The organism is Xenorhabdus sp. SGI240 (genome assembly GCF_040081915.1).
Taxonomy (GTDB): domain Bacteria; phylum Pseudomonadota; class Gammaproteobacteria; order Enterobacterales; family Enterobacteriaceae; genus Xenorhabdus; species Xenorhabdus bakwenae.
Genome location: NZ_JBEBMB010000024.1, coordinates 69853 through 96251, shown reverse-complemented (window position 1 = coordinate 96251; position 26399 = coordinate 69853). Strand labels below are relative to the sequence as shown.

Annotated in this window: 22 protein-coding genes and 1 other RNA gene; 9 read left to right on the top strand and 14 right to left on the bottom strand. The window is 42.4% G+C overall.

Features of this window, described 5'->3' with window-relative positions:
- Positions 1-208 precede the first annotated feature (208 nt).
- Entirely contained in the window at positions 209-1876 is a 1668-nt protein-coding gene (ushA, locus tag ABLA76_RS05925; RefSeq protein ID WP_348987229.1) for a bifunctional UDP-sugar hydrolase/5'-nucleotidase UshA, read from the bottom strand.
- Positions 1877-2116: 240 nt separating this feature from the next.
- Between ushA and ABLA76_RS05920 the strand changes: the two genes are divergently transcribed.
- Both ABLA76_RS05920 and ybaL read left to right on the top strand, forming a co-directional pair.
- The gene (locus ABLA76_RS05920; protein WP_348987228.1) at positions 2117-3334 is read left to right on the top strand and encodes an MFS transporter; all 1218 of its coding nucleotides are present in this window, start codon (positions 2117-2119) and stop codon (positions 3332-3334) included.
- Positions 3335-3572: 238 nt separating this feature from the next.
- Positions 3573-5285, top strand: coding sequence for a YbaL family putative K(+) efflux transporter (ybaL, locus tag ABLA76_RS05915; RefSeq protein ID WP_348987227.1), 1713 nt, complete (start codon positions 3573-3575; stop codon positions 5283-5285).
- A 78-nt stretch (positions 5286-5363) separates the two neighbouring features.
- Here the strand turns inward: ybaL and ABLA76_RS05910 are convergent, their stop codons facing one another.
- The 9 genes from ABLA76_RS05910 to apt all read right to left on the bottom strand — a co-directional run bounded on the left by ABLA76_RS05910 (position 5364) and on the right by apt (position 15871).
- Positions 5364-6674: an inosine/guanosine kinase gene (locus tag ABLA76_RS05910; protein ID WP_348987226.1), complete on the bottom strand. Its 1311-nt coding sequence runs from the start codon at positions 6672-6674 to the stop codon at positions 5364-5366.
- Between the two features lie 172 nt (positions 6675-6846).
- The gene (gene wzz(fepE), locus ABLA76_RS05905; protein ID WP_348987225.1) at positions 6847-7959 is read right to left on the bottom strand and encodes an LPS O-antigen length regulator Wzz(fepE); all 1113 of its coding nucleotides are present in this window, start codon (positions 7957-7959) and stop codon (positions 6847-6849) included.
- 164 nt (positions 7960-8123) lie between these two features.
- Positions 8124-9089 carry a ferrochelatase gene (hemH, locus tag ABLA76_RS05900; RefSeq protein ID WP_348987224.1) on the bottom strand — a complete coding sequence of 322 codons (966 nt, stop codon included), beginning with the start codon at positions 9087-9089 and terminating at the stop codon, positions 8124-8126.
- Positions 9090-9352: 263 nt separating this feature from the next.
- Positions 9353-10000 (bottom strand): adenylate kinase, encoded by a 648-nt coding sequence (adk, locus tag ABLA76_RS05895; protein WP_348987223.1) that lies wholly within the window; start codon positions 9998-10000, stop codon positions 9353-9355.
- A gap of 172 nt (positions 10001-10172) precedes the next feature.
- Entirely contained in the window at positions 10173-12062 is a 1890-nt protein-coding gene (gene htpG / locus ABLA76_RS05890; protein ID WP_348987258.1) for a molecular chaperone HtpG, read from the bottom strand.
- A gap of 200 nt (positions 12063-12262) precedes the next feature.
- Entirely contained in the window at positions 12263-12871 is a 609-nt protein-coding gene (gene recR / locus ABLA76_RS05885) for a recombination mediator RecR (protein WP_348987222.1), read from the bottom strand.
- Positions 12871-13200: a YbaB/EbfC family nucleoid-associated protein gene (locus tag ABLA76_RS05880; protein WP_348987221.1), complete on the bottom strand. Its 330-nt coding sequence runs from the start codon at positions 13198-13200 to the stop codon at positions 12871-12873. The genes recR and ABLA76_RS05880 overlap by 1 nt, the downstream gene beginning before the upstream one ends.
- Before the next feature lie 47 nt (positions 13201-13247).
- On the bottom strand, positions 13248-15221 hold the full coding sequence (gene dnaX, locus ABLA76_RS05875; RefSeq protein ID WP_348987220.1) for a DNA polymerase III subunit gamma/tau: 1974 nt from the start codon (positions 15219-15221) through the stop codon (positions 13248-13250).
- Between the two features lie 98 nt (positions 15222-15319).
- Positions 15320-15871 carry an adenine phosphoribosyltransferase gene (gene apt / locus ABLA76_RS05870; RefSeq protein WP_047766786.1) on the bottom strand — a complete coding sequence of 184 codons (552 nt, stop codon included), beginning with the start codon at positions 15869-15871 and terminating at the stop codon, positions 15320-15322.
- A gap of 161 nt (positions 15872-16032) precedes the next feature.
- Between apt and ABLA76_RS05865 the strand changes: the two genes are divergently transcribed.
- Both ABLA76_RS05865 and rsmS read left to right on the top strand, forming a co-directional pair.
- On the top strand, positions 16033-16575 hold the full coding sequence (locus ABLA76_RS05865; RefSeq protein ID WP_047766787.1) for a primosomal replication protein: 543 nt from the start codon (positions 16033-16035) through the stop codon (positions 16573-16575).
- A gap of 20 nt (positions 16576-16595) precedes the next feature.
- Positions 16596-16760, top strand: coding sequence for a pleiotropic regulatory protein RsmS (gene rsmS, locus ABLA76_RS05860; RefSeq protein ID WP_072059730.1), 165 nt, complete (start codon positions 16596-16598; stop codon positions 16758-16760).
- Positions 16761-16874: 114 nt separating this feature from the next.
- Here the strand turns inward: rsmS and ABLA76_RS05855 are convergent, their stop codons facing one another.
- Positions 16875-17042 carry a hypothetical protein gene (locus ABLA76_RS05855; protein WP_348987219.1) on the bottom strand — a complete coding sequence of 56 codons (168 nt, stop codon included), beginning with the start codon at positions 17040-17042 and terminating at the stop codon, positions 16875-16877.
- The gene (acrR, locus tag ABLA76_RS05850; protein ID WP_348987218.1) at positions 17039-17689 is read right to left on the bottom strand and encodes a multidrug efflux transporter transcriptional repressor AcrR; all 651 of its coding nucleotides are present in this window, start codon (positions 17687-17689) and stop codon (positions 17039-17041) included. Before acrR ends, ABLA76_RS05855 begins: the two co-directional genes overlap by 4 nt.
- A 142-nt stretch (positions 17690-17831) precedes the next feature.
- On the opposite strand from acrR, the gene ABLA76_RS05845 reads away from it, so the two are divergent.
- From ABLA76_RS05845 to ABLA76_RS05830, 4 genes are all read left to right on the top strand, one after another.
- A complete protein-coding gene (locus ABLA76_RS05845) occupies positions 17832-19031 on the top strand; it encodes an efflux RND transporter periplasmic adaptor subunit (protein WP_047766789.1) in 1200 nt (399 codons plus the stop codon).
- 14 nt (positions 19032-19045) lie between these two features.
- Positions 19046-22195, top strand: a complete 3150-nt coding sequence (locus ABLA76_RS05840) for an efflux RND transporter permease subunit (RefSeq protein WP_348987217.1) — start codon at positions 19046-19048, stop codon at positions 22193-22195.
- Between the two features lie 636 nt (positions 22196-22831).
- Positions 22832-23200, top strand: coding sequence for an Hha toxicity modulator TomB (gene tomB, locus ABLA76_RS05835; protein ID WP_047766792.1), 369 nt, complete (start codon positions 22832-22834; stop codon positions 23198-23200).
- Between the two features lie 47 nt (positions 23201-23247).
- Positions 23248-23451: an HHA domain-containing protein gene (locus ABLA76_RS05830; protein ID WP_047766794.1), complete on the top strand. Its 204-nt coding sequence runs from the start codon at positions 23248-23250 to the stop codon at positions 23449-23451.
- Positions 23452-23540: 89 nt separating this feature from the next.
- Here the strand turns inward: ABLA76_RS05830 and ffs are convergent.
- Positions 23541-23637, bottom strand: an RNA gene (ffs, locus tag ABLA76_RS05825) — signal recognition particle sRNA small type.
- A 543-nt stretch (positions 23638-24180) separates the two neighbouring features.
- On the opposite strand from ffs, the gene tesB reads away from it, so the two are divergent.
- Positions 24181-25035, top strand: a complete 855-nt coding sequence (gene tesB / locus ABLA76_RS05820; RefSeq protein ID WP_348987216.1) for an acyl-CoA thioesterase II — start codon at positions 24181-24183, stop codon at positions 25033-25035.
- 74 nt (positions 25036-25109) lie between these two features.
- Here tesB and amtB read toward each other — a convergent pair whose 3' ends face one another.
- Entirely contained in the window at positions 25110-26390 is a 1281-nt protein-coding gene (gene amtB, locus ABLA76_RS05815) for an ammonium transporter AmtB (protein WP_348987215.1), read from the bottom strand.
- Positions 26391-26399: the final 9 nt, after the last annotated feature.

Genomic DNA, 26399 nt, shown 5'->3' with positions numbered 1-26399 from the left:
GTTCCTATTATAGATTATGCATAACACGCCTTATTGATAATAAGCCAAAGACCATCTGTCTTGCAGATGGTCTTTTTATACAAAGAACTAACAGCAATCTATACTCGATAAACTTCAAGTTGCAATCCACCAGACGACGCGAGGCCTTATATTTCCCCGCTGCGCGGGGAAATATAACACGCATCTTGAAGTTGGATTGGTATATTGATCAGTTGTTATTATTTATATCAATTTCACCTTTCGGTTCATAATCAGAAGCTTTTAATGGAGAATGTTTTTCAATATATCCTTTCAATACTTCAGCATCGACAAACCCTGTATCAACATAACCAGGCAAATTATCAATCCGTGGATAACCATCTCCGCCAATCGCATTAAAGTTCAACGTTGCCATGCGGTAAGTTTTATTTGGATCTAATGGCTTACCACCGATTTTTACCTCACTGATATTCTTACCGTCCTTCACGAAACTCACATTATAGAACTGACCATAAGCGCCAGAATCCTTTTCCATATTGGCAACAGCCGTCAAATAGGACAAAACTTCGCTACCTTTGAAGTCCACATAAACCAGTTGGTTAGCAAATGGATGAACTTTCATGACATCCTTGTAAGTAATATCCCCTGCTTCAATCGAGTCACGAATTCCACCACCGCTCATCACTGCGAAATCAGCGCTTGTTCGTTCCATCTGAGCAGCTAATACAAGGTGGGCCATATTCGTTTGCACGAAACGTACCTTACTGCGATCACCTTCTAATTTGTTATCTACTGAGCCTATTTTCACATTCAGGATCTGGCTGCCCTTGTCTTCATAAGGTGTCAGCAACTTAAGCATTTCAGGATTTTGCTTAATTTCATGGGCATAGTAAACACGCTCCGTACTGCCATCTTCTTTTGTTACTTTTTTCTTTAAGTTAATAGGGATCAATTGATAATGAACCAACTTAAATTCACCATTACGGAATTGAAAATCAGCCCGACCTACATATTTCCCCCATTCGTGAGCCTGAACAATCCATGTGCCATTTTGGTGATCGGGAGAACAAGGTGTACCCGGAACATAATCTACTTGTTTATCGTTTTTATTCTCCGCAGACATACACACCGGATCTTGTGAATGCCCTCCCACAATCATATTCAAATAACCCGCAGGTAAACTACGTGCCATTTCAACATCTCCCGGCGCATTCGTGCCATGATGACCATCGTCATAGTGTCCCATGTGGGTTGCCGCAATAATCACGTCCGGCTTTTCACTCTTTTTCAGCTTTTCAATAACTTTTTTGGCTTCTTCGGCTGGAACACGGAATTCAACATCTGGAAAATTAGCCGGATTACCGATTTTCGCGGTGTCATCGGTTGTCAGGCCAAGAACCGCTATTTTCACGCCTTGCTTATCAAAAATAACATATGGCTTAAACAGGCGCTTGCCTGTGCTGGTTTGGTAAATATTGGCAGAGAGAAAGGGGAAGTTTGCCCATTTTTGTTGCTGAAACAATACATTTAAGGGTTTATCAAATTCATGGTTCCCCAATGCCATTGCATCGTATCCCACCAGATTCATGCCCTTAAAATCGGGTTCCGCATCTTGCATATCTGATTCCGGGACACCGGTGTTAATGTCACCACCTGACAATAACAATACGCTGCCTCCTTTCTTGGCAACTTCCTGACGAATGGAATCTACCACCGTTTTTTGAGCCGCCAAACCATACTCACCATAATCGTTATGCCAGAAATGACCATGATGGTCGTTAGTGTGCAAGATGGTAATGTCATAGGTTTTATCTTTTTCCCAGGCGTTTGCAATTAACGGTGCCAGTGACAGCGAAACTGCAAGGGCACAAATTGACGCTTTAAACGATAATTTCATGGGGTATCTCCATGTATTTTAAAACTTTATTAGTTATATGATGGTGGTGATCTATCCCTTTCAAACCGCAGCTTAAAAGATTTCACCTTTTTGATATTGCGGTCAAATTATATAGGTATCAATAAAAAGTTTGTTAATTATCTAAGATGTATTATGGTGTAAAAATTAGACAACAACTCAACAAACCTAAAAATTCACCCTACAAATTTTGTTGATAATGACAGCGATAAGCGAATAAATATGAGTGAAAAAAGTCAAAAAAAACCTTTTCCAACTGCACCAACAAAAACACATCGGACAGTTTTTTCAATTCTCGGTGCTATCAGCTTATCCCATATGCTGAATGATATGATTCAATCGTTAATTCTGGCTATTTATCCACTGCTGCAATCTGAATTTACTCTCAGTTTTGTTCAGGTCGGAATGATAACTCTGACCTATCAGGTAACCGCATCCTTATTGCAGCCTCTTATCGGTTTGTATACTGATAAACATCCGCAACCCTATTCACTGCCTATCGGTATGGGATTTACCTTATCTGGTTTGCTTCTATTAGCTTATGCGGAAAGTTTTCCAATGATATTAATGGCTGCCGCATTGGTCGGTACGGGGTCATCCGTTTTTCATCCAGAATCGTCACGAGTCGCACGCATGGCTTCAGGTGGACGTCATGGACTGGCCCAATCTTTATTTCAAGTAGGGGGAAATTTAGGCAGTTCATTGGGACCACTGTTAGCTGCTATTTTTATTGCACCTTACGGCAAGGGAAACATCAGTTGGTTTTCTCTGGCAGCACTGCTGGCTATCGTGATCCTCTTGCAAGTCAGTCAGTGGTATAAGATGCAGCATCGGGTTATTTTCCCCCTGTCTTCTCGTACTCATTCCCTGCCAACGCTGCCTAGAAAAACCATTATAAATTCTTTTGCCATTCTTCTATTACTGGTTTTCTCCAAGTACTTTTACCTAACCAGTATCAGTAACTACTATACCTTTTATCTGATGCAGAAATTTGGCTTATCCGTACAAAATGCCCAGATCCATCTATTTATCTTTTTATTTGCCGTCGCGGCAGGTACTCTGATCGGAGGACCCGTTGGGGATAGGATAGGCCGGAAATATGTCATTTGGGGTTCAATTCTTGGCGTTGCACCTTTTACCCTGCTGTTACCTTATACTTCTTTGTTCTGGACAAGCATATTAACGGTCATTATTGGCATAATATTAGCCTCTGCATTTTCTGCAATTTTAGTCTATGCCCAAGAACTCATCCCCGGTAAAACAGGTATGATAGCAGGTTTGTTCTTTGGTCTGGCATTTGGAATGGGTGGCATTGGAGCTGCCGTACTTGGCTATGTCGCAGATAAGACCAGCATAGAATTGGTTTACAAAATTTGTGCTTTTCTACCCCTTCTTGGTATTTTTACACTGTTATTGCCAAATATAGAAAAGAACTCTTGAAAAACCAAGTAAAATCCTGAGTAAGCATCATAATTGTTACGCTATTTTTCTTTGTAAACAAGCGTAACTAATGGCAATATCTACATTAAATTACATTAAAATGGCATTTAAGTAGATTTTTCTTACCTTTACCATTCAATATGTTTTTTTGTAATCTTATCTTTAATTATTTATAAAATATATTATTACCTCACCTAACCATACAATTTATTATACTCGCTACCCAGAAGGAGCCTTGATGGAGCATTCGACACCTCTTATCACGACCATTGTTGGCGGTTTTGTTCTTGCCTATCTGCTTGGCATGCTTGCGCAACGTTTAAAAATTTCACCTCTGGTAGGATACCTTATAGCTGGTGTGCTAGCGGGTCCCTTTACCCCTGGTTTTGTTGCCGATACCTCTTTAGCTCCAGAACTTTCAGAAATTGGCGTGATCTTATTGATGTTTGGTGTCGGTCTACATTTTTCACTTAAAGATTTGTTAGCCGTCAAATCCATCGCTATTCCTGGTGCTATCGCCCAAATTGCCGTTGCAACCTTATTGGGTACCGGATTATCAATGCTGCTCGGTTGGGGGTTACTCAGCGGCATTGTATTTGGTCTCTGCCTGTCTACCGCCAGTACAGTGGTATTGCTCAGGGCATTAGAAGAACGACAGCTCGTTGATAGTCAGAGAGGGCAAATTGCCATCGGTTGGTTAATTGTTGAAGATCTGGCGATGGTACTGACATTAGTCTTACTTCCTGCGGCAGCAGGAATTATGGACAGCCACAACGCCAATATTGGCCAATTGTTATTGAAGATATTCCTTACCGTTGGCAAAGTCATTGCCTTTATTTTGTTGATGATCTTCGTCGGCCGCCGTGTCATTCCCTGGTTACTGGCAAAAACGGCTGCTACAGGCTCGCGTGAATTATTCACGCTGGCTGTACTTGCCATTGCATTAGGGGTTGCTTACGGTGCGGTAACACTATTTGATGCTTCATTTGCCCTCGGTGCATTCTTCGCTGGCATGGTATTGAATGAGTCAGAATTGAGCCACCGGGCTGCGCAGGATACTTTACCGTTAAGGGATGCTTTCGCAGTTCTTTTCTTTGTTTCTGTTGGCATGCTGTTTGACCCTATGGTCTTACTCCAACAGCCTCTGGCGATTATAGGAACCCTTGCTATTATTATCATTGGCAAGTCATTAGCTGCCATGCTATTGGTCAAAATGTTTGGCCACTCACGACGTACAGCCCTGACCATCTCTGCCAGCCTCGCCCAAATTGGTGAATTTGCCTTTATTCTCGCCGGGCTTGCTGTCACGCTGGGATTCCTGGATGGCGAAGCCCGTAACCTTGTACTGGCTGGTGCCATTATTTCAATCATGTTGAATCCTGTTCTGTTCAGTTTACTGGATCGTTATCTGGAAAAAACAGAAACCATTGAAGAACAATTACTCGAAGAAACGCTGGAAGAGGAAACTCAAATCCCTGTCGATATTTGTGGTCACGCCATTGTGGTGGGTTATGGCCGGGTAGGTCGTCAACTTTGCCAGCGTTTACAAGAAAAAGACTTCCCAGTTGTGGTTATTGAAGATACACGTACCCGATTTGAAGAGTTAGGTGGAGTGGGTATCAGTGCCATAATGGGTAATGCCGTCAATAAAGAGATCATGGCCTTGGCACGGCTTGATTGTGCTTATATGTTATTCCTGACAATCCCCAATGGTTATGAAGCGGGTGAAATTGTTGCGAATGCCAGAGAAATCAGGCCCGATATTAATATCATTGTCCGCGCCCATTATGATGATGAAGTCACTTACATTACGGAGCGTGGCACTAGTCACATTATCATTGGTGAACATGAAATAGCACGGGCAATGGCTGAATCGCTACCCGAATATGAAGAGGGTTGTCCAATGGAGCCACCATCACTACATTCGTCAGCGACGCCATCATCAACATAACCTGCGAGCCACGAAATATCCCCATACGTGGGGATATTTCCATAAAAACAGTGAAGACAATCTCTCAGATCAGCAAAATCAACGCTCCCAGTAAGATTCTTCCAGACTATCTTCTTTCTCCGGTAACCCTCTGGTTAAACGCGGAGAATGCTGTCTTAAAACCTGATAACTGACTCTGTTAGCATATTTACATACCTGAGCCAAAGAAGAATAGGTTAAATAAGAGTGCGCATGTTTACTGGAATTCGGTACATTCATGCGATGGTAGCTGTTGGCCGTGATATCATGCAGTAATGCAGATAATGCACCATCCCCAGCACCATTAGTATTCATGATTTTTTCAGGTCCCCCCATATAAGGCTCAATATGGGAATAAACCCTCATTGGGTTTTGGCAATCCACCTTACGCATCACCCGGCTGAATTCATAACGGTTAAATTCTGCAATCGCACCAGGCAGCAAAGGATGCAATGTTTGGCGCTTGTGTTCTTCCTCCGTATAACCCGCCATATATAATCCAGCAGGTCCTGCGGTACATAACACCAAATCCACCCAGTTTAACGCCATGTCAGCCGCTAGTAGCGGATCACTGAAACCTGTTAATTCACACGCTTCCTCTTCATTCATTGCCACAACAGAAACATTTTCAGCCAGAAAATCGCGCCACCATTGTGGATCATCCGCAATGACGTATTTTGTTCCTAACGTCAATACAACAGGTACGTTATGCTTCTTCGCATATTCAATGGCTTTCATTGTGGCTTCTGGCATTGGCTCACCTGATTTACAACGCACCAAATATGCAGTGATCACCAAAGCTGACGCTTCCGCAATAATATGTTCAGGGATCCTCTCTGGATGAAGCTGATTCATTAACCCCGGACTGATGGCAAACGTTCTTTCACCATTTTCCGTCACTAAGGTAAAACAGCGGCCAATTGGGCCATCAACCCCCTGGAGGTGATTCAAATCCATACGGCTGGATGTATTACAAAGATAACAATACGCATAACTTCCTATTTGGATGTTATTACACATCGCACCAAGCAGGACGGATTTATCATCAGCCAGCACAGAATAGTTATGCAAGGTATTACCGATGGTGCCGCCTGCAAATTCGTGGCTGATAAGATCCTTGTCTGTCAGTTCTTTGTAGAGAGCCTCAGCTACATCATCTTCAATGACTAACGAATGTCCTTTGCTTAGGTTATAACGCTGGATAAAATCCTCATCAACTTTGGCTTCAATATCAACCAGTGTCTGGTCAATACCAACAATGTAGGCTTGATTATTTTCGGTATCCATCATCTCTTTGATGGGTTGGAGCAGAGGATCTCTTAAACTGACAGGAAAATAGTGTTTAGATTTACGTTTACCGGGGAATTTCATAATTAATTGTTGCGGTAGAGCTAAAATATGCGGCATGTTAGCATAATACGGTGCGCCACAATACCAGAGCAAAACAAAAAAATAGGGCGACAACAAATGAAAACAGCCAATGTTATTACAACATTGGCTGTCAAAACGTTAGCTATCAGAGCATTATCTATAATAGATAATATTAAGCTTCTTGTTTCTGGCGACTACGTACCATGTGGCGCAACAGAACAGACATGATGGATAAAATAAATCCGATAAAGCCAGCGCCAATCAGAATCAGCAAACGCTTAGGTGAATCTTTTGAAGTTGGCTCATAAGGTTCCTGCATAAACTTGAATGGCACAAAATCAACGGTATTCACATTCACTTTTTCCAGATTTTTGATATACAACTGACGGTTACGCAGGTCTGCGTCAATTTTAGTTGGGTCAGTAATTTCTTCAGTAATCTGTAATTTACGTTGCAGTGCATCAGAACCCAGCGCAATCGAATAATCCGGATCATCCTTGATCATAGCTCCGCTATTCGATACGGGTTTTTTAATTCCCGCAGAATTAGCAAGAGAAATCGCATACTTCAGTCGCTCAATACCGACGCTGCGCATATTAGCGATACGCTCCAAATCGATAGCATAAAGCTTTTGCGAATATTCCAGTTTCCCATGAACCATATCACGCAGGTCCTCCTTCACTTGAGCACGAACCACCGAAGAGACGAATCTGATATAGCCATTTAATAGATTGTAGGCATCTTTTGCATTGCCAGCACTGAAAGAAAGTTTGGCTTCATCGATAACTTCATCGTCTTTTTCTTTCTTGGGTAAATATATCTCAATGTTTTTATTGACAATTGTCTCGATAAGCTTTCTTTTTCCCTGCTCAGAATTATCTTGATTCTTAGCCAGCAACGTCTTGAAGTAATCGGTATTAACCAAATATTCTTCACGTAATACACGTGAGTTATAATTTTCAATAAACCGCTTATACAGTGACTCTTCTGTCACTTTGGGATCTATGCTCAGAACATGTAAATCCGTTAACGCATTTTTCAATGGCTGAAACTCCTCCAGCCCCGGTTTCACTACAGCCGCTGTACTGGTCCATTTTTGTGGTAAAAATGATGCGATACCAAAACCAATAATTGCAAAGACGAAAGATACTGCAATAATCAAGTATTTTGATTGGAAGAGTACAGAGAATAGTTCAAACAAATCAATTTCATCCTCCCGCTCTGGAGGATAATAGTTTGCATGTTCTTGATAAAAATCAGGGTGTTTAATAGGTTTATTACTCATTATCTATATGTCCAATCCAAATAATTTTGCTTTTCATTGATATGCAAGCCCTTTCTCTCGCTTATCGTATTCATTGGTTAAAAAAACATATCCTTAAAATCATACGACGATCAATGTCTGCTATTCATCATGTGTGATAATGTCCCATAACCCGCAATTGCAAGTTATTTCATGACATTATTTATCAACTGTTCAAGCAAAGAAATGTGGGCGTTATTATCATTAAGTGCAGAAATATATTCAAACTTTTTCCCACCAGCCTCTAAAAAGATAACTTTATTCTGTTGCTTAATCTCTTCCAACGTTTCCAGACAATCTGCCGCAAATCCCGGACATATTACTTGAACATGTTCTACGCCCTGGCTGGGTAATGATGCCATGGTTTTATCTGTATAAGGAGATAACCACGGTAAGCAACCAAAACGCGACTGATATGTCATCATAATTTTATCTGCGGGATAATCCAGTGCCTGACTCAATAGTTCAGTTGTCGCTTGACAATCTTGCGGATAAATATCCCCCATCTTTACCAGACGTTCAGGAATACCATGATAGGAAATAATTAACCGATCAGGCTGCCCCTGTTTTTCAAAGCTCTGCTCAATGGTTTCCTTTAGTGCAGCAATATAAGCCGGATGGGTGGCATAACTACGAACAAAATGCAGGGTAGGAATTGTCCGGTACTCCCGTAATATTTTACTGATCCTGTCAAAAACTGCGGCCGAAGTTGTACTGGAATATTGAGGATAAAGTGGCAGTATAATGAGAGCCTCAATGCCCTGTTGTAACAAACTCTCTACGGCCTGAGATAAAGAAGGGGAGCCGTAAGTCATCCCCAAAGCAACCGGGATATTCGCCAACTTTTCATCCAGCAATTTCTGCTGACGACGACTATAAACTAATAAAGGGGAACCTTCTTCCATCCAAATTTCTTGGTAAAGTTTAGCAATTCGAGAAGCACGAAACGGAAGAATAAGACCATTCAAGATAGGTTTCCAAATAAATGAAGGGATATCAATGACCCTTCTGTCACTCAGAAACTTTGCCAGATAACATCTTATTGCTGCTGGTGCTGGCGCATCAGGTGTACCAAGATTCACTAACAGGACACCATACTTCTTGCTACTCATTCCTCAGAGCTCCATTAAAATGACTGACAATCTATACTCGATAAACTTCAAATTGCAATCCGCCAGATGACGCGAGGCCTTATATTTCCCCGCTGCGCGGGGAAATATAACACGCATCTTGAAGTTGGATTGGTATAGTATAAAACATGAATGATAGTTACATGTAACATTTCATGGAGTTAATTTCTCTAGGGTAACGTGCACTATAAAAAAGTCAGGCGGTATGAAGGCCGCCTGTTATAACAAACTCAAGCAAACACGAATCATTCACCCAGAATATTAGCCAGCTCTGCACTAACTTCCGCTACTTGACGAGTACCATCAAGTTTGAAGTATTTTGTGTTACCAGCCTGTGCTTCTTGCTGATAGTAAGAAACCAGAGGTGCTGTTTGTGTGTGGTACTCAACCAGACGTTTACGGACAGTATCTTCCTGATCATCTTTACGGATAGTCAGCTCTTCGCCTGTAGCATCATCTTTATTCTCCACTTTTGGTGGATTGAATTTGATGTGGTAAACACGGCCGGACGGCGTATGCACACGACGACCAATAATACGTTCAACGATGATTTCATCAGGAACATCAAATTCCAGCACATAATCAACCTTGATACCGACTGCTTTCATGGCATCTGCCTGAGGAATAGTGCGGGGGAACCCATCCAACAAGAAGCCATTATGACAATCATCTTGTTTGATGCGCTCTTTAACCAATGCAATGACCAGCTCATCAGTTACCAGCTTGCCATTATCCATCAGCTCTTTTGCTTGCAAACCCAATTCGGTGCCAGCTTTTACCGCAGCACGTAGCATGTCACCTGTCGAAATTTGGGGGACCCCATATTTCTCCATGATAAATTGTGCCTGAGTCCCCTTACCGGCGCCTGGCGCGCCCAGTAGAATAATACGCATTGCGTAAATCCCCTTGCTATTTGCTTTTCATATTTTAAAGAAAACGTACCACCATACCATTTGAATGGGGAATGGCTCAAGAAAACAGGTAAACGTTTCCGCATTAACTAAAAAAAATAAACCACGCCCCATTTTTCGTTGAAGCGTGGTTTTTATCATTATCTCAATAAGTTTAAGCTTTTTCAGCTAATAATAATTGATTTATACGACGAATAAACTGGTTTGGATCATCCAATGTGCCACGTTCAGCAAATAGTGCTTGATCCAACAGCAACTCTATCCAATCAGCAAATTGAGCATCATCATCAATCTCAGCCGATTTCTTAACCAGAAGATGTTCAGGATTCAGCTCAAAGTTATAACTGACTTCTGGCACAGCCTGGCCCGCTGCCGCAAATAGCTTCGCCATTTGGGTGCTCATCGCATTAGCATCAGTTGTTACAATAGCTGGAGTATCTGTCAGACGATGGGTAAGCTTGACTTCTTTCACGCGATCACCGAGCAGAGTCTTCACACGTTCAATGAATGGTGCCAGTTTTTTGTCTGCTTCTTCTTGCTCAGTCTTGTTTTCATCCGCCAGTTTATCGAGGGATTCATCAGCCTTGCTGACCGATTGGAATGACTTACCATCGAATTCAGTCAGGTAGCTCATCATCCATTCATCAATGCGGTCAGACAGTAACAGAACCTCAATGCCTTTCTTACGGAACAGCTCCAGGTGCGGGCTATTCTTCGCCGCCGCATAACTATCCGCAGTAATGTAATAAATCTTCTCCTGCCCTTCTGCCATACGGCCAATGTAATCTTCCAGAGAAACGATTTGCGCGGAGCTATCATTATGAGTCGAAGCAAAGCGCAGTAACTTAGCAATAGCTTCTTTGTTTGCGCCATCTTCGGCTGGACCTTCTTTCATCACCAAGCCGAACTGCTGCCAGAAGGTCTGATATTTTTCTGCGTCGTCTTTTGCCAGTTTATCCAACATTTGCAATACACGTTTAGTCAGCGCACTGCGCAGATTACGCGTGATTGAGCTATCTTGCAAAATTTCACGGGAAACATTCAATGGCAGGTCGTTGGAATCGATCAGACCACGAACAAAGCGCAGGTAATTTGGCATGAACTGTTCAGCTTCATCCATGATGAAGACACGCTGTACGTACAGTTTCAGTCCATGTTTATGTTCGCGGTTCCCCATATCCCACGGTGCCTGGGAGGGAATATAGAGCAGGCTGGTGTATTCCTGCTTACCTTCAACGCGGTTATGGCTCCAAATCAGGGAATCAGTAAAGTCATGGGAGATGTGCTTATAAAACTCTTGGTACTCTTCATCACTGATTTCAGCTTTATTACGCGTCCATAAGGCCTGGGCTTTGTTGATTTTTTCCCATGTAACGGTAATCGAGTCGTCTTCTTCGTTTTTAGTTTGGGTTTCAATTTCAACAGGCAAGGCAATATGATCAGAATATTTGCCAATGATAGAACGCAAGCGCCAGTCATTGAGGAATTCGCTTTCCCCATCTCGCAGATGCAGGATGATTTCTGTACCACGTTCGGCTTTTTCAATATCAGCAACAGTGTAGTCGCCTTCTCCCGTTGACTCCCAGAATACACCTTGTTCAGCGGGTGCCCCTGCTGCACGGGTACGTACGGTGACTTTATCCGCGACAATAAAAGCAGAATAGAAGCCTACACCAAATTGACCAATCAATTGGCTATCTTTTGCTTGATCAGAACCAATGGATTCAAGAAATGCTTTAGTACCAGATTTTGCAATCGTGCCCAGATTATCGATCACCTCATCACGGGACATACCGATACCATTATCGCTGATAGTGATAGTTTTCTGTTCTTTATCAAGAGCCAGACGAACACGCAATTCACCATTATTTTCATACAGCTCAGGGGCAGACAATGCACGGAAGCGCAATTTGTCAGCCGCATCAGATGCGTTTGAAATCAGTTCACGCAGAAAAATTTCTTTATTGGAATAGAGAGAATGGATCATCAACTGCAACAGTTGTTTGACTTCAGACTGAAATCCACGGGTTTCCTGATCTTTCATACTCATTTATTACCTCAATCTAAATCCAGTTCAGATATGTACAATCGGACGATAATCATCAAATGGGGATAGATACGGAGAGTTTCAAGTTAAGACAACAAGAAGAATATAAAATTAGTTTGATAAGCGGGTAATCAGCTATGGATGGCGGCATAATCCGCAGCACCATCCATAAAATCACCCATTAACCGGGAACAAAATCACAAGTTCGTGATTTTTTGACGGCCAGCCAGCGAATGAGACAGTGTTGTACCATCCACCATCTCAAGCTCTCCGCCCACAGGAACACCGTGAGCAATTCGGCTGGCTGTCACACCATATTGAGAGCACATTTCTGCAATATAGTTTGCCGTTGCCTCTCCTTCGACAGTTGGATTAGTTGCCAGAATGATTTCTGACAAGGTTTCAGAAGATAAACGTTCTTCTAAACGATCTAACCCAATATCCATTGGCCCGATACCATCCAGTGGCGATAAATGCCCCATCAGGACAAAATAACGTCCCGCAAACTGCCCCGTTTGTTCGATGGCATGAATATCTGCCGGGCTTTCCACTACACAAATCTGGCTATTTTGCTGACGACGGGGATTAGCGCAAATCGTGCACTGTTCCTGTTCCGTGAATGTCCGGCAATCCTGACAGTGACCAATTTCAGACATCGCTCGTGTCAGTATCTGTGCCAATCGCATTCCACCACTGCGATCTCTCTGCAATAGATGAAATGCCATCCGTTGTGCAGATTTTGGACCTACGCCGGGCAAACAGCGCAGGGCTTCCATCAGAGATTCAAGAAGAGGGCTGGTTTGCATTAGAATGGCATCTTAAACCCAGGTGGTAATTGCATTCCACTGGAAACACCGGCCATTTTTTCTTTATGGGTTTCTTCAATACGGCGAGCAGCATCATTGAATGCCGCTGCGATCAGATCTTCCAGCATATCTTTGTCATCGTCCATTAAACTTGGATCGATTTCAACCCGACGGCAGTTATGTGCGCCATTAATCGTGATTTTTACCAGACCCGCGCCAGATTCGCCTGTCACTTCCAGCTTTGCAATTTCTTCCTGCATCTGCTGCATTTTTTCTTGCATCTGCTGGGCCTGTTTCATCAAATTGCCCAAACCACCTTTACCAAACATAATTCTCTCTCTTCGCTATAGCCACAGCATAAAATACACTACGGCAGTTAAACAGGCCGGATACTGTCTTCATCCAATTCTGCATCGAATAGTTGCTGAAGTGTTTGAATCGTTTTATCCGAAATAATGGATTGACGTGCTTGTGCCAATTTTTCTTCATAAATGGCTTGTCGCCACTCCAAAGGCGTTTTTACCGCAGGATTATCATCTTCAATGATATTGAGTTCAATAGGTTTTCCATGCAATTCACTTAATGCTTCGGTCAACACTTTCTGAGCCGATGCTGAATTAAGATGGCACTGCTTTGAACGTAAATGCAGACAAAGACGATTTTCATCAATCTGTTCTTTAAATGCATTCAGCGCTACCTGTTGAACCAATTTGGGAATATGCAGCTTATCAATTTCCGCAGCCCATGGGTCCCTTTGTTTCGATTCAATGGCCAGCTTTTCTACCAATTCTGCTGTTTTCTCGTGTTCCAGTGCCGCTTTGATCGTTTTTGGTGTCGCAGTCGAACGCGGCTTCTCCTCTTCTCCAGTATTGGTTGCTCGCCAGCGATAAGCTTCTTTTTTTACCGGATTAGCCGACTCAGGCTCCCGTGTTTCAGGGATATGGGATTGAGTCTGTTGTTCTGCCACCGCCACCAGTCTCTCCAGCGCCGAACTTGCCGGTTTCGCCTTCGCAGACTCTGCCGGCTCAGGCTTTTTTGGTGGCGTATTTCCTTGACGAGTCAACGAACTTTTAGCTTGCAATAGTTTCGCTGTTGGACTGTTTGCAACGGAAGATTCACTGTCCATCAATTGTGGCACTCTCCGTTCAACACGTTCATTTTCTTCATTATTTGAAGTAAATTGATTTGAAGATAACTGGGGGGCTATTCCAATTGGCGCTACAGGGTTTTCCACAGTGGGTGGTAATGTTTCCTCAATAATGGTTTTGGGATGAAAAGCCAAGGCGCGCAATAACGCCATCTCCACCCCCATCCGTCGCTCTGGTGCATAAGGAAGCTCCTTGCGCCCCACCAGTAACGCCTGATAATAAAGCTGCAAATCAGCCGGAGAAACTGATCTTGCCAGCAAACGCAACCGCCCTTCGGTTGAAGAAGGCTCACTTTCAGGTTGCTGAGGCAACAGCTGGAGCATGGCAATCCGATGCAACAGCGACAATGTTTCAACCAGTAGATGTTCCCAATCTACACCACGGGTTGCCACTTGTTCCACCAGTGCCATCATTTGCTGACCATCTGCACGCACCAACGATTCAATCATCGCTAACGGTTGGTCATCATCCAGCGTTCCCAACATCTGGCTGACGATATCCGATGTCAGCTTCCCTCCACCAAGAGCAATGGCTTGATCTGTTAAACTCAAGGCATCACGCATACTGCCATCTGCTGCACGGGCAAGTAGCTGACGGGCACGAGCATCGCTTTCTATTTGCTCTGCACCAAGGATATGTTCCAACTGGCTACTCATTTGATCCACGTCGAGTGCTTTCAAATGGAATTGCAGGCAGCGTGAAAGAATAGTCACTGGCAATTTCTGTGGATCTGTTGTTGCCAAAAGGAATTTCACATGTTCTGGTGGCTCTTCCAGTGTCTTCAACAATGCATTGAAACTATGGCGAGAAAGCATGTGAACTTCATCAATAAGGTAAACTTTGAAACGACCTCTGGCAGGCGCATATTGGACGTTGTCCAACAACTCGCGGGTATCTTCTACTTTTGTTCGGGAAGCAGCATCGATCTCAATCAGATCAACAAACCGCCCCTGTTCAATTTCAAGACAGTTGGTACACTGACCACACGGAGCCTTGGTTATACCCGTTTCGCAATTCAGTCCTTTTGCCAACAGACGTGCAATAGTGGTCTTTCCCACGCCACGAGTGCCGGAAAAAAGATAAGCGTGATGAAGGCGTTGGTGTTCGAGACCATTCGCCAATGCAGTCAGCACATGTTGCTGACCGATCACATCAGAAAATATTTGTGGGCGCCACTTACGGGCAAGTACCTGATAGCTCATGAATACCGAGGAAATTGAACATGACTGTCTAACATGCTAGCACAGCCTCACCGTTGACGGCGAGGCTGATGTATCAATAATGCAAAAAAACAGAATAATCAGTGACCGGGGAATTCAACGAGGGTGTAGCTGTCAACGCCTTGTTTTTTCAAACGTTCAACACCACCTAAATCCGGCAATCCAATAACGAATGCCGCTTCAGAAACTTGACCACCTAAACGACGAATCAAACGTACCGTCGCCTCAATGGTGCCCCCCGTTGCCAGCAAATCATCAATAACCAGCACGTTATCCTCTTCCTGAATGCCGCTTTTATGGATTTCTAATGTATCTGTACCATATTCCAGATCGTAAGTTTCGCTCAATGTTTCACGCGGTAATTTACCTTTTTTGCGAACAGGAACGAAACCCACCCCCAGACGCAGGGCAACAGGTGCTCCGAATAAGAAACCACGTGCTTCAGTACCAACAATTTTCGTGATGCCTGTATTTTGATAACGAGCTACCAATAAATCGATTGTGGCTTGATAGGCCGCTGGATTATCGAGCAATGTAGTAATGTCACGAAAAAGTATCCCCGCCTTTGGATAATCAGGGATGGTTTCGATACTATCTTTAATTAATTGCAGTTGTTGTGCGTTAGCGGTCATAATTGATGCCAGCCAGGTTTAAAAAGAAAACGGTAAAATCTATTCAAACTGCCGAAAAAAAGCAACTGCCAAGCAAGCCGCTGCTTATATTTTGTTGACTTAAGTCAAGCTCCACACCTGAGTACTTTAACAGACAGATTATTAATGATAATGAGATGCTAATGGGCATACAAAATTTATTAAGTGTACTTGCAAAACAAGTCAGTACTCTGGAAAAAGAGCTAGCTTTACTGCCTGATATCCCTTTTTCCACTGCCCGTTTTGATCAAGTGTTATTTCACCACCGCAGCAATAAACTCGGTGGATATATGCAAGAAATCAGGCAAAATCTGGAACAATTGAAAGCCTGTATAAGCGATTATCGGATTGAACAAGTGAAGTTCCTTGCCGAGCGTTTAGTAACACAAATCGAGGCACTTAAGCGCGAGATATCCACCCAAGCGCTGCGAAAACAGGAAGATAAATTTGAGCGCCGATCACAAAAACAGGATCTTTATCAACGTCTGGCAGAACATCAAGATTATGAACGTCGTTTAATGGCAATGATTGATGACAGGGAATTACAGTTAAATAAACAAACTACACTTGCCAATAAGTACAAACTGCAAAAAGAAATTGCCGCCTTGGCGGGTAGGCTCGCCCGCTGCCGTCAAGCATTAATGCGAATCGAGAAGTCGATAGAAAAGCAAGAGCATTCAGATTAATCACAAAGGAAGCTGTAGCTATGGCTCTGGAACAAGCACCACCTGAAATACAACTCGCAGTAGATCTTATTTATCTGCTTGAATGTAACGAAATTTCTCCTGCTATCGCACTGGCAGCACTAGAAATCGTCAAACACGATCTTCAAGGGAAATTGAAAAAACAGGCCCGGCAATCTGAGGAATAAGCCTAACTCATGCTTGCTCTTCATTTATCTGGCTATTGGCTCCCATCATTCAATGGCTGCTGTACTTCCTGCAATCGCTGCATGTGACGGAATAGCACATTTTTTCTGAGTAGATCACAATCCAGTCTCAGTTGATTCTATTTTGCCAAAGAAAGAGTGCGCTTTTTCCAAATCAGCTATCGATACCTTTCCTTCAACTGTATACGCCTTACGCTCCGTCAGGATCTTAAGCTGATTTTGAATATCATTACGGGCTGGAACACCGTTGCTGGATTCCTTCAAGCTTCGTTTTCTTCAATGTTCCGCAAATGGTGGCTGTATTTAAGTGTATCAATGAAACTATCCACTAAATGAGCAGATTGCTCTTGAAGATTAAAACTGCCCGGTGAGAATGACCAGTTCTCAAATATCCCTGTCATCAATGCTCTCAACATGATGGCAGAACGTCTGAAATCAAGATCATAGGGTAGCTCTCCAGATTGAATACAAGCAAATAACATTTTTTCAATCTTCTGGTAATCAGAAATACACATTTCCCTAATATTCTCTACTAATGGAGATATTTCTCCAACGAATTCACATTTATGGAAAAAAATTTCCATTAATTGTCGAATCTGAGAATCATCAATCATCATTTTTAACATGGCAATTAATAAATATCTCAACGCAATAAGTGGATTATCAGGATATTTTGATTGATACTCTTTCTCTAGTTCGTCTATTTTATGCTCTGGCATTCTACAAACAACAGAAAGTAGATCTGTTTTATTTTTAAAGTGCCAGTAAATTGCTCCGCGCGTTACAGCAGCAGCAGTTGCGATATCGGATAGCGAGGTAGCAGAGACACCACGCTCAGAAAAGAGCTTTATCGCAGCATCTATAATTTGCTGACGAGTTTGATTTGCTTGCTGTTTAGTTTTTCGTGCCATTTTAGTGCCATAAACTTTGTTTTTGACGGAGGCTGATTTACATACATTCATGTATGTTTGTACTATAGCACCCATTAACCAACGAAGTAATGATTTCACTTGTTAGATTAGCGAATCAACATTGAAAAATTGAGGTTTACTTATGCGAAAAAACAGGGGAGTTTTGCCTCTGGCCACATTACTGATCATTTCAGGCAGTTTCATTCTTTCAGGATGTAATGACAATAAAAATACACAGCAAGGGGCTGCTGGCCAGCATGTTCCTGAAGTGGGTATCGTAACGCTGAAGGCGGAACCTCTAACGGTCATCACAGAATTACCCGGCCGAACCTCGGCTTATCGTGTTGCCGAGGTCCGGCCCCAAGTCGGCGGCATCATACTGAAACGTAACTATAAAGAAGGAAGTGATGTGGTTGCTGGTGAGTCGTTATACCAAATAGATCCCGCAACTTATCAAGCAGAATACAGTAAAGCCAACGCAAGTTTAGCCAGAGCGCAAGCCAACGAGAATGTTTCCCGCTTGACCGTTGAACGCTATCAATCCTTGCTAGGCACACAGTACGTGAGTAAGCAGGAATTTGATAAAGCAAATTCAGAATATGCGCAGGCAAAAGCAGATGTTCAGTCCTCTCAGGCTGCATTGGAAAATGCCAGAATCAACCTGGCATACACCAAGGTAACCTCCCCTATTTCTGGGCGTGCGGGTAAGTCCACCATCACAGAAGGAGCACTGGTTTCAGCAGGTCAGCCAACAGCTCTAACGATTGTTCAGCAGTTAGATCCTATCTATGTTGATATCACTCAATCCAGTGACGACTATTTGCGGTTCAAAAATGAAATTGCAAAAGGAACCGTTCAAAAAGAGAGCAAAAAGACCAAAATCCATCTAATCACTGACACCGGCCAAGAATACAGTCAAGAAGGTTACCTTGAGTTTTCTGACGTGACGGTTGACGAAACAACAGGCTCTATCACTATGCGAGCTGTGTTCCCAAACCCGAATGAAGAATTACTGCCAGGTATGTTTGTTCGCACTAAGTTAGAAGAAGGTGTACGCAAAAATGCGGTTTTGGTTCCTCAGCAAGCTGTTACCAGAACACCTCGTGGTCAAGCAACCACACTGATTGTCGATAAAGATGACAAAGTAGAATTGCGCAATATCAATGCGACTCAGGCAATTGGTAACAAGTGGTTGGTGGCAGAAGGTCTGAAAGCTGGAGATAGAGTAATCGTCACGGGATTGCAGAAAATAGCGCCGGGAATAACGGTCAAGCCAACGGAAACAGATTTGAATGCTAGTCCTACGGCTAATCAAGCTGAGTCCGCAAAAAAGCCTCAATAAGGAGTCGGTGATTCATGCCTAAGTTTTTTATCGAACGGCCAATATTTGCATGGGTAATCGCGATTATCACCATGCTATCTGGCTTGCTGGCAATCATGAAATTACCCGTGGAGCAATATCCTGACATTGCCCCACCAGCCATTTCCATTTCAGCCGTTTATCCTGGAGCTGATGCAGCAACAGTACAAAATACTGTAACACAGGTTATTGAACAGAATATGAATGGCATCGATAATCTCGTGTACATGTCTTCCAGCAGCGATTCTGCGGGGCACATGAATATCATGCTGAGCTTTGAAGCAGGCACAGATCCAGATATCGCGCAAGTTCAGGTTCAAAATAAACTGCAATTGGCAATGCCGCTATTGCCTCAAGAAGTTCAGCAACAAGGTGTTAGTGTTGATAAAACCACCAGTTCGTTTTTGATGGTAGCCGGTTTCATCTCTCAAGATGGTTCCATGACCCAAGATGATATCGCTGACTATATCGGGGGCAGTGTCAAAGATAACTTGAGCCGTGTTACTGGTGTGGGCGAAACAATGCTTTTCGGTACGCAGTATGCTATGCGTATCTGGCTCAACCCTGACAAATTGCTCAACTATAAAATCACCACTCAAGATGTTATCAGTGCAATCAAGGCGCAGAATAATCAGGTTGCGGCCGGGCAATTAGGAGGAACACCACCGGTTCCAGGTCAGCGTTTAAATGCTTCGATCATCGCCCAAACTCGTCTGAATTCGGCAGAAGAATTTGGCAACATTTTGCTGCGCATGAATCCCGATGGTTCACAAATTCGTTTGCATGATGTCTCTACTATTCAATTAGGCGCGGAAAATTACAGTATCATTGGTCGCTTTAATGGCAAACCGGCAGCAGGCATTGGTATCAAACTGGCAACTGATGCCAACGCTTTAGATACTTCCAAAGCCGTTAAAGAAGCACTGGCTGAGATGCAACCTTTCTTCCCACATGGATTAACTATTGTCTATCCGTATGACACCACGCCATTTGTTAAAATTTCTATTTTCGAAGTGGTGAAAACATTGGCAGAAGCCATTCTGTTAGTGTTTATCGTCATGTACCTGTTCCTGCAAAACTTCCGAGCTACCTTTATCCCAACGATTGCGGTTCCGGTTGTACTGCTTGGTACATTTGCCATTCTTTCTGCGTTTGGCTATTCCATCAATACGTTAACCATGTTCGCTATGGTACTTGCCATAGGCCTGCTCGTGGATGATGCCATTGTTGTAGTGGAAAACGTCGAACGAATCATGCAGGAAGAGGGGCTATCACCGAAAGAAGCCACCAAAAAATCAATGGGGCAGATCCAAGGCGCTCTGGTCGGTATCGCACTGGTGCTTTCCGCTGTATTTGTACCAATGGCCTTCTTCGGAGGTTCAACAGGCGCGATTTACCGCCAATTCTCAATCACGATCGTTTCAGCAATGATATTGTCTGTGCTGGTGGCATTAATCCTGACCCCGGCATTGTGTGCCACGATGCTCAAGCCTGTTGCCAAAGGCGGCCATGGAACTCACACAGGATTCTTTGGTTGGTTTAACCGTCTGTTTGAACAGAGTACACATCATTATACTGATAGTATCGGTCGGATGTTACGTGGCACCGGTCGCTATTTGGTGATCTATGTCATGTTGATCGCTGGCATGGCCTGGATATTTAAGAGTCTGCCATCCTCCTTCTTGCCAGAAGAAGATCAGGGGGTTTTACTGGCAATGGTCCAATTACCACCTGGCTCAACTCAGGAACAGACACAAAAGGTATTGAATGAAATCAATGACTACTTCTATACCAAAGAGAAAGATGTTGTTAAATCTGTGTTTACAGTTAATGGTTTTGGTTTTAGTGGTCAGGGGCAAAATATGGGTCTGGCCTTTATCAGCTTAAAAGATTGGGAATTACGTAAAGACCCGAAAGATAAAGTTCCGGCCATTGTTGCCAGAGCAAATGCGAATTTTGCTCAAATCAAGGAAGGTCTTGTCTTTGCGTTCAATATTCCTTCAATTGTAGAGTTAGGTTCTGCCAGCGGATTTGACTTCCAGTTGATTGATAAAGGAAATCTGGGGCATGCAGCACTGACAGAAGCACGCAACCAATTACTTGGTATGGCTGTACAACACCCAGATATGCTGACAAGTGTCCGCCCCAATGGTCAAGATGACACACAACAATATCGCCTTTATATCGATAAGGAAAAAGCAGAAGCCTTGGCTGTATCCACAACAAATATCAACTCAACCCTGAGCACGATGTTTGGCGGTGCTTACATCAATGACTTTATCGACCGCGGTCGAGTCAAAAAAGTCTATATTCAAGCTGATTCTCCTTATCGTATGTTACCAAGCGATATCAGCAAGTTGTATGTTCGTAACTATCATGGAGAAATGGTGCCGTTTTCTGCGTTCATAGATGCATCAAAAGAGCCTTGGATTTATGGTTCACCACGTCTGGAACGCTACAACGGTCTTCCTTCTATGGAAATTGTGGGCGAAGCAGCGCCGGGCCAAAGTACTGGTGACGCAATGGCACTTATGGAGCAACTGGCAGCACAATTACCACCAGGAATTGGCTATGACTGGACCGGAATGTCTTATCAAGAACGTTTATCCGGTAACCAGGCTCCTGCACTGTATGCGCTGTCATTGATTGTCGTATTCCTTTGCCTGGCAGCATTATATGAAAGCTGGTCTGTTCCGTTCTCGGTCATGCTAGTCGTCCCTCTGGGGGTTATCGGTGCATTACTGGCAACATCAATACGTGGACTGGATAACGACGTTTACTTTAAGGTTGGATTATTGACGACCATCGGGTTGTCTGCGAAAAACGCCATCCTTATCGTCGAGTTCGCCAAGGATTTAATAGAAAAAGAAGGCAAGGGATTAATAGAAGCAACTCTTGAAGCAGCCAGAATGCGCTTACGCCCAATCCTGATGACTTCTTTAGCCTTTATGCTTGGCGTTATGCCTCTGGTATTGAGCAATGGCGCAGGTTCAGGTGCACAAAATGCTGTAGGAACGGGAGTATTGGGTGGAATGATCGCAGCGACATCGTTAGCAATTTATTTCGTTCCTGTATTTTTCGTTGTCATTAAGCGGCGGTTTACGAAAAAAAATGAGGAGTTTGAACACATTTCACCCCCTCACTAAATTCAGTTATGTTAAAAAGGCCACTTATGTGGCCTTTTTAACGAGTAAACATGCCTTCAAACAGCAAATTACAGGATGACAATATCTGCGTTAAAATTCATTCATAGTCTAATTAAAATAAATACTTATGAATGAATGAGGAGTTTAAAAAGACAACATCTTCTGTTTTTTATAAAAAACAGAAGATGAGCGGGTAACTTTCCTTGTTTTTCCTTGATTACACCTTTAATGGTAAAAAGTGTTCCATCTCGATGGTGACATATGTAATAATGACGCTATATTGGTTTTGAAAGTCTCAATACAATCGCCTATAATGATTGTTGTGCTATTGCTACAGCATCTACTGTATTAGTATAATTTAATATATTTCGCAGCATATGTGGATATGATTATCCTTCATAGCAGAATGCTGGTGCTTGCCAGAAACGGGGCTTTGCCAGAATTTAGTGTTTTTGTCATAACTAAACGTAAATGAGCTATTGTTAAAAAAACAGTTGGCAGATAGGTAAAATAGAACATTAACATTAATAAATAATAATCATGTTTTGATAAGCTCTATTCTAAAAGAATGACTATAATAATTAGCATGTATAAGCCTTAGTTCAAATAAGCTATGCATCGTTTACGGGGGTGACTATGGATGAATATTCACCAAGAAGACATGATATTGCTGAATTAAAATACTTATGCGAAAATTTAATTCATGAGGCTTTTTCCGTCCTGAATCGCACTGATAATCATTGGATTCACGACCTGACCTCCGAGAAAAGTTTAAAACTAAACGAATTGATTGAACACATTGCAGCTTTTGTTTGGAGCTTTAAAATTAAATACTCAGACAACCACACTCTGAGCACCTTAATTGATGACTATCTAGATGAAACATATAATTTATTTGGAAGTGATAAGATAAGCTTTCTTGAGCTTACAAAATGGCAAAAAACAAACGAACACTTAACTAACGTTTTGTTACATGATTTGAACGCTTCTTTAAGTAGAATCTGATAAATATATTACTAACTATTTTTTATACCAAATAAGATAAGGCGATTATGACTAAAACTGACTATCTGATGCGTTTAAGAAAATGCACTTCTATTGAAACACTGGAACGTGTAATTGAAAAAAATAAATACGAGCTTTCGGAAGATGAACTTGAATTGTTCTACTCTGCGGCTGATCACCGTTTGGCTGAACTTACCATGAATAAACTCTATGATAAAATCCCATCATCTGTTTGGAAATTTGTCCGCTAAACTGTAATGTTCAGATAGAAAGTGACTTGAGCCGGTAGCTATTATCGGCTGACAGTATAATCTTATGATGAGCTTGGAATTGGTGAGGGCTCTGCCAGCTACATCCCGGCACACGCATCCCTTGCTATGGCTGCTTCTTTCCAGACCTGACCAAGTTAACAAGTTAGCGTTGCGGGAGAACCAACAGAGCCCCCATTGAAGTTAGCTTCAAATTTCGAAGCGGTGGTCATTATCTTTCAAACATGATGAAATAGCAAGGCAACTTCATTTGAATGCTGCTTTATTGCTCGTAACGTTGTAAAAAGCATCAAAAAATTAATAATCCTACTAAACAGAATACCTTTAGCATTTTTTCAAGCTATAACTCACAGTAGATGAATAGCAAACAGGTGCAACAATAGATATATTTAATAACACTAATGAATCATTGCCATGTCATATAAAAACCACATAATTTCACAACTTTAACCTAAGTTAAATAACAATTTCCCTATCCTTAGCATTTAAAATAAAAATAACCATACAAATCAAAAGATAAATCTACAAAGCAATACATTCGCATTATTTGATAAGCATTAATGAAATTAGCAGTGATAATTCACATCTAAAATAAAAACTCAAGGATAATTTCATTCACAACTTAATCCATTTATTTTCAAATAAATAAAAACTTATTATCCATAATCTTTCATTTATAATTTTCAAATACGCTAAAAGTAAAGGCATGTTATGAGTCAAGCATTACAAAACTTAATTAACTTGATACATTTAGAAAAAATAGAAGAAGGAATTTACCGAGGACAAAGTCAAGACTTAGGATTTCCTCAAGTTTTCGGTGGGCAAGTCATAGGCCAGGCGCTATATGCAGCAAAACAAACCGTCGCGGATGATAGAATGATCCACTCCTTTCATAGCTATTTTTTACGTCCAGGTGATAGCCATAAGCCCATTGTTTATGATATTGAAATATTGCGTGATGGAAAAAGTTTCAGTGCCCGCCGCGTCAGCGCAATACAAAATGGTCATCCTATCTTCTACATGACCGCGTCCTTTCAAGGACATGAAGCAAGTTTTGAACATCAAAATACTATGCCCCTGGTCCCTTTTCCCGAAGAGTTAGATCCCCAAGAAGACATTGTAAAAAAAATGGCTAACTCACCCCCGACAAAATTAAAAAAAGTTTTTTCCATGCCACCCTTGGAGATGAAATTCGTTCCTCTTCAAAGTCTACCTAATCATTCATCCCAAATCCCTGTGCGTTATGTTTGGTTCCGTAGCAATGGAAAAATGCCGGAAGATCCATTCATTCACCATTGTTTGCTGGGCTATGCATCAGATTTCAATTTTCTGCCTACGGCACTACAGCCCCATGACGTAAAATTTATGGCGGAAAATATGCAAATAGCCACGATTGATCACTCAATGTGGTATCACCGCCCTTTCAATATGGATGACTGGTTACTTTATTCAATCGAAAGTCCATCAGCATCAGGGGCGCGTGGTTTTGTCCGTGGGCATATCTATAACCGCACAGGGGTGCTTATCGCTTCTGCGGTTCAGGAGGGAGTCATCCGTAAGCTATGATGAATTGAATCAATAGCCGTATGCCGTAATCAACTTTTCTGTTACTACGGCATACCTATTGCAAATAAAAGTGCTCAGTTATAAGCGCTTTCACCATGTGAAGTAATATCAAGTCCTTCTCTTTCTGACTCGATACTAATACGTAATCCAACCAATTTATCAGCGATCTTAAATGAAATATAAGCCGCTATGGATGACCAAACTATACAGACCAATATACTAATAACCTGAATACCGAGCTGCCTTAGCATTGTCATTCCTTCAGCAAACCCTGTTCCACCTAAAGCCGGGGCAGTAAAAACAGCGGTCAATACACAACCAACAATGCCACATACTCCATGTACCCCAAACACATCACAAACATCATCAACACGTAACCACTTCTTCAGTATGACTACCCCCCACAAGCCTGCAATACCGGCAATCAATCCCATCACCAATGCACCACCGATACCCACTGTTGCAGCGGCAGGCGTAATGACCACTAACCCCGAAATACATCCAGAACAAGCCCCCAGAAGCGAAGGTTTCTGGCGAAATAGCCACTCACAGAAAACCCATGTCAACACGGCTCCCGCCGTTGCCGCCACCGTATTCACTAGAGCCAGCGCCGAAGTGGCATTGACTTCACCAGTCGATCCCACGTTAAAGCCAAACCATCCAATATAAAGGATCGCTGTTCCAATAAAAGCCATTGGTAGGTTATGAGGTTTAAATGCTTCCCGCCCAAAGCCTGAGCGCTTCCCAAGTAAATAAGCACCAACCAAACCTGCTGCTGCCGCATTAATATGAACGACAGTCCCGCCAGCAAAATCCAAGGCTCCATCCTGAGCCAGCCAGCCGCCACCCCATACCATATGCGCCATAGGGATATAAGATGCGGTCAGCCATAACACACTAAAAATCAGCAATGCTGAAAACCGAATTCTTTCACATAACGCTCCTACCACCAAAGCAACAGTAATACAGGCAAATGCACCTTGGAAAACAACATGAATTAACTGATAAAAATTACCAGTTAGATCAGTTATGGATATATTTTTTAACATAACCTGACCAAAACCACCCCAAAAAGCGTTGCCTGTCTCAAAGGTCATGCTATATCCATAAATAATCCAAAGCACACAAACCAATGAAAAACTGACAATCACCTGTGACATGAGTGACAACACATTTTTGCTGCGTAGTAATCCCCCATAAAACAGGGCAATGCCGGGTATTGTCATAAAAAGTACCAGTATCGTATTTATTAACATAAATACAGTGTCTGCTTTATTAAAATGACTTTCCGCAGCAATAGCAAACGAAGGAAAACTGGCCGCCATACACGCTATGGATAAAAATTTATTCTTCATTTTTCCCTC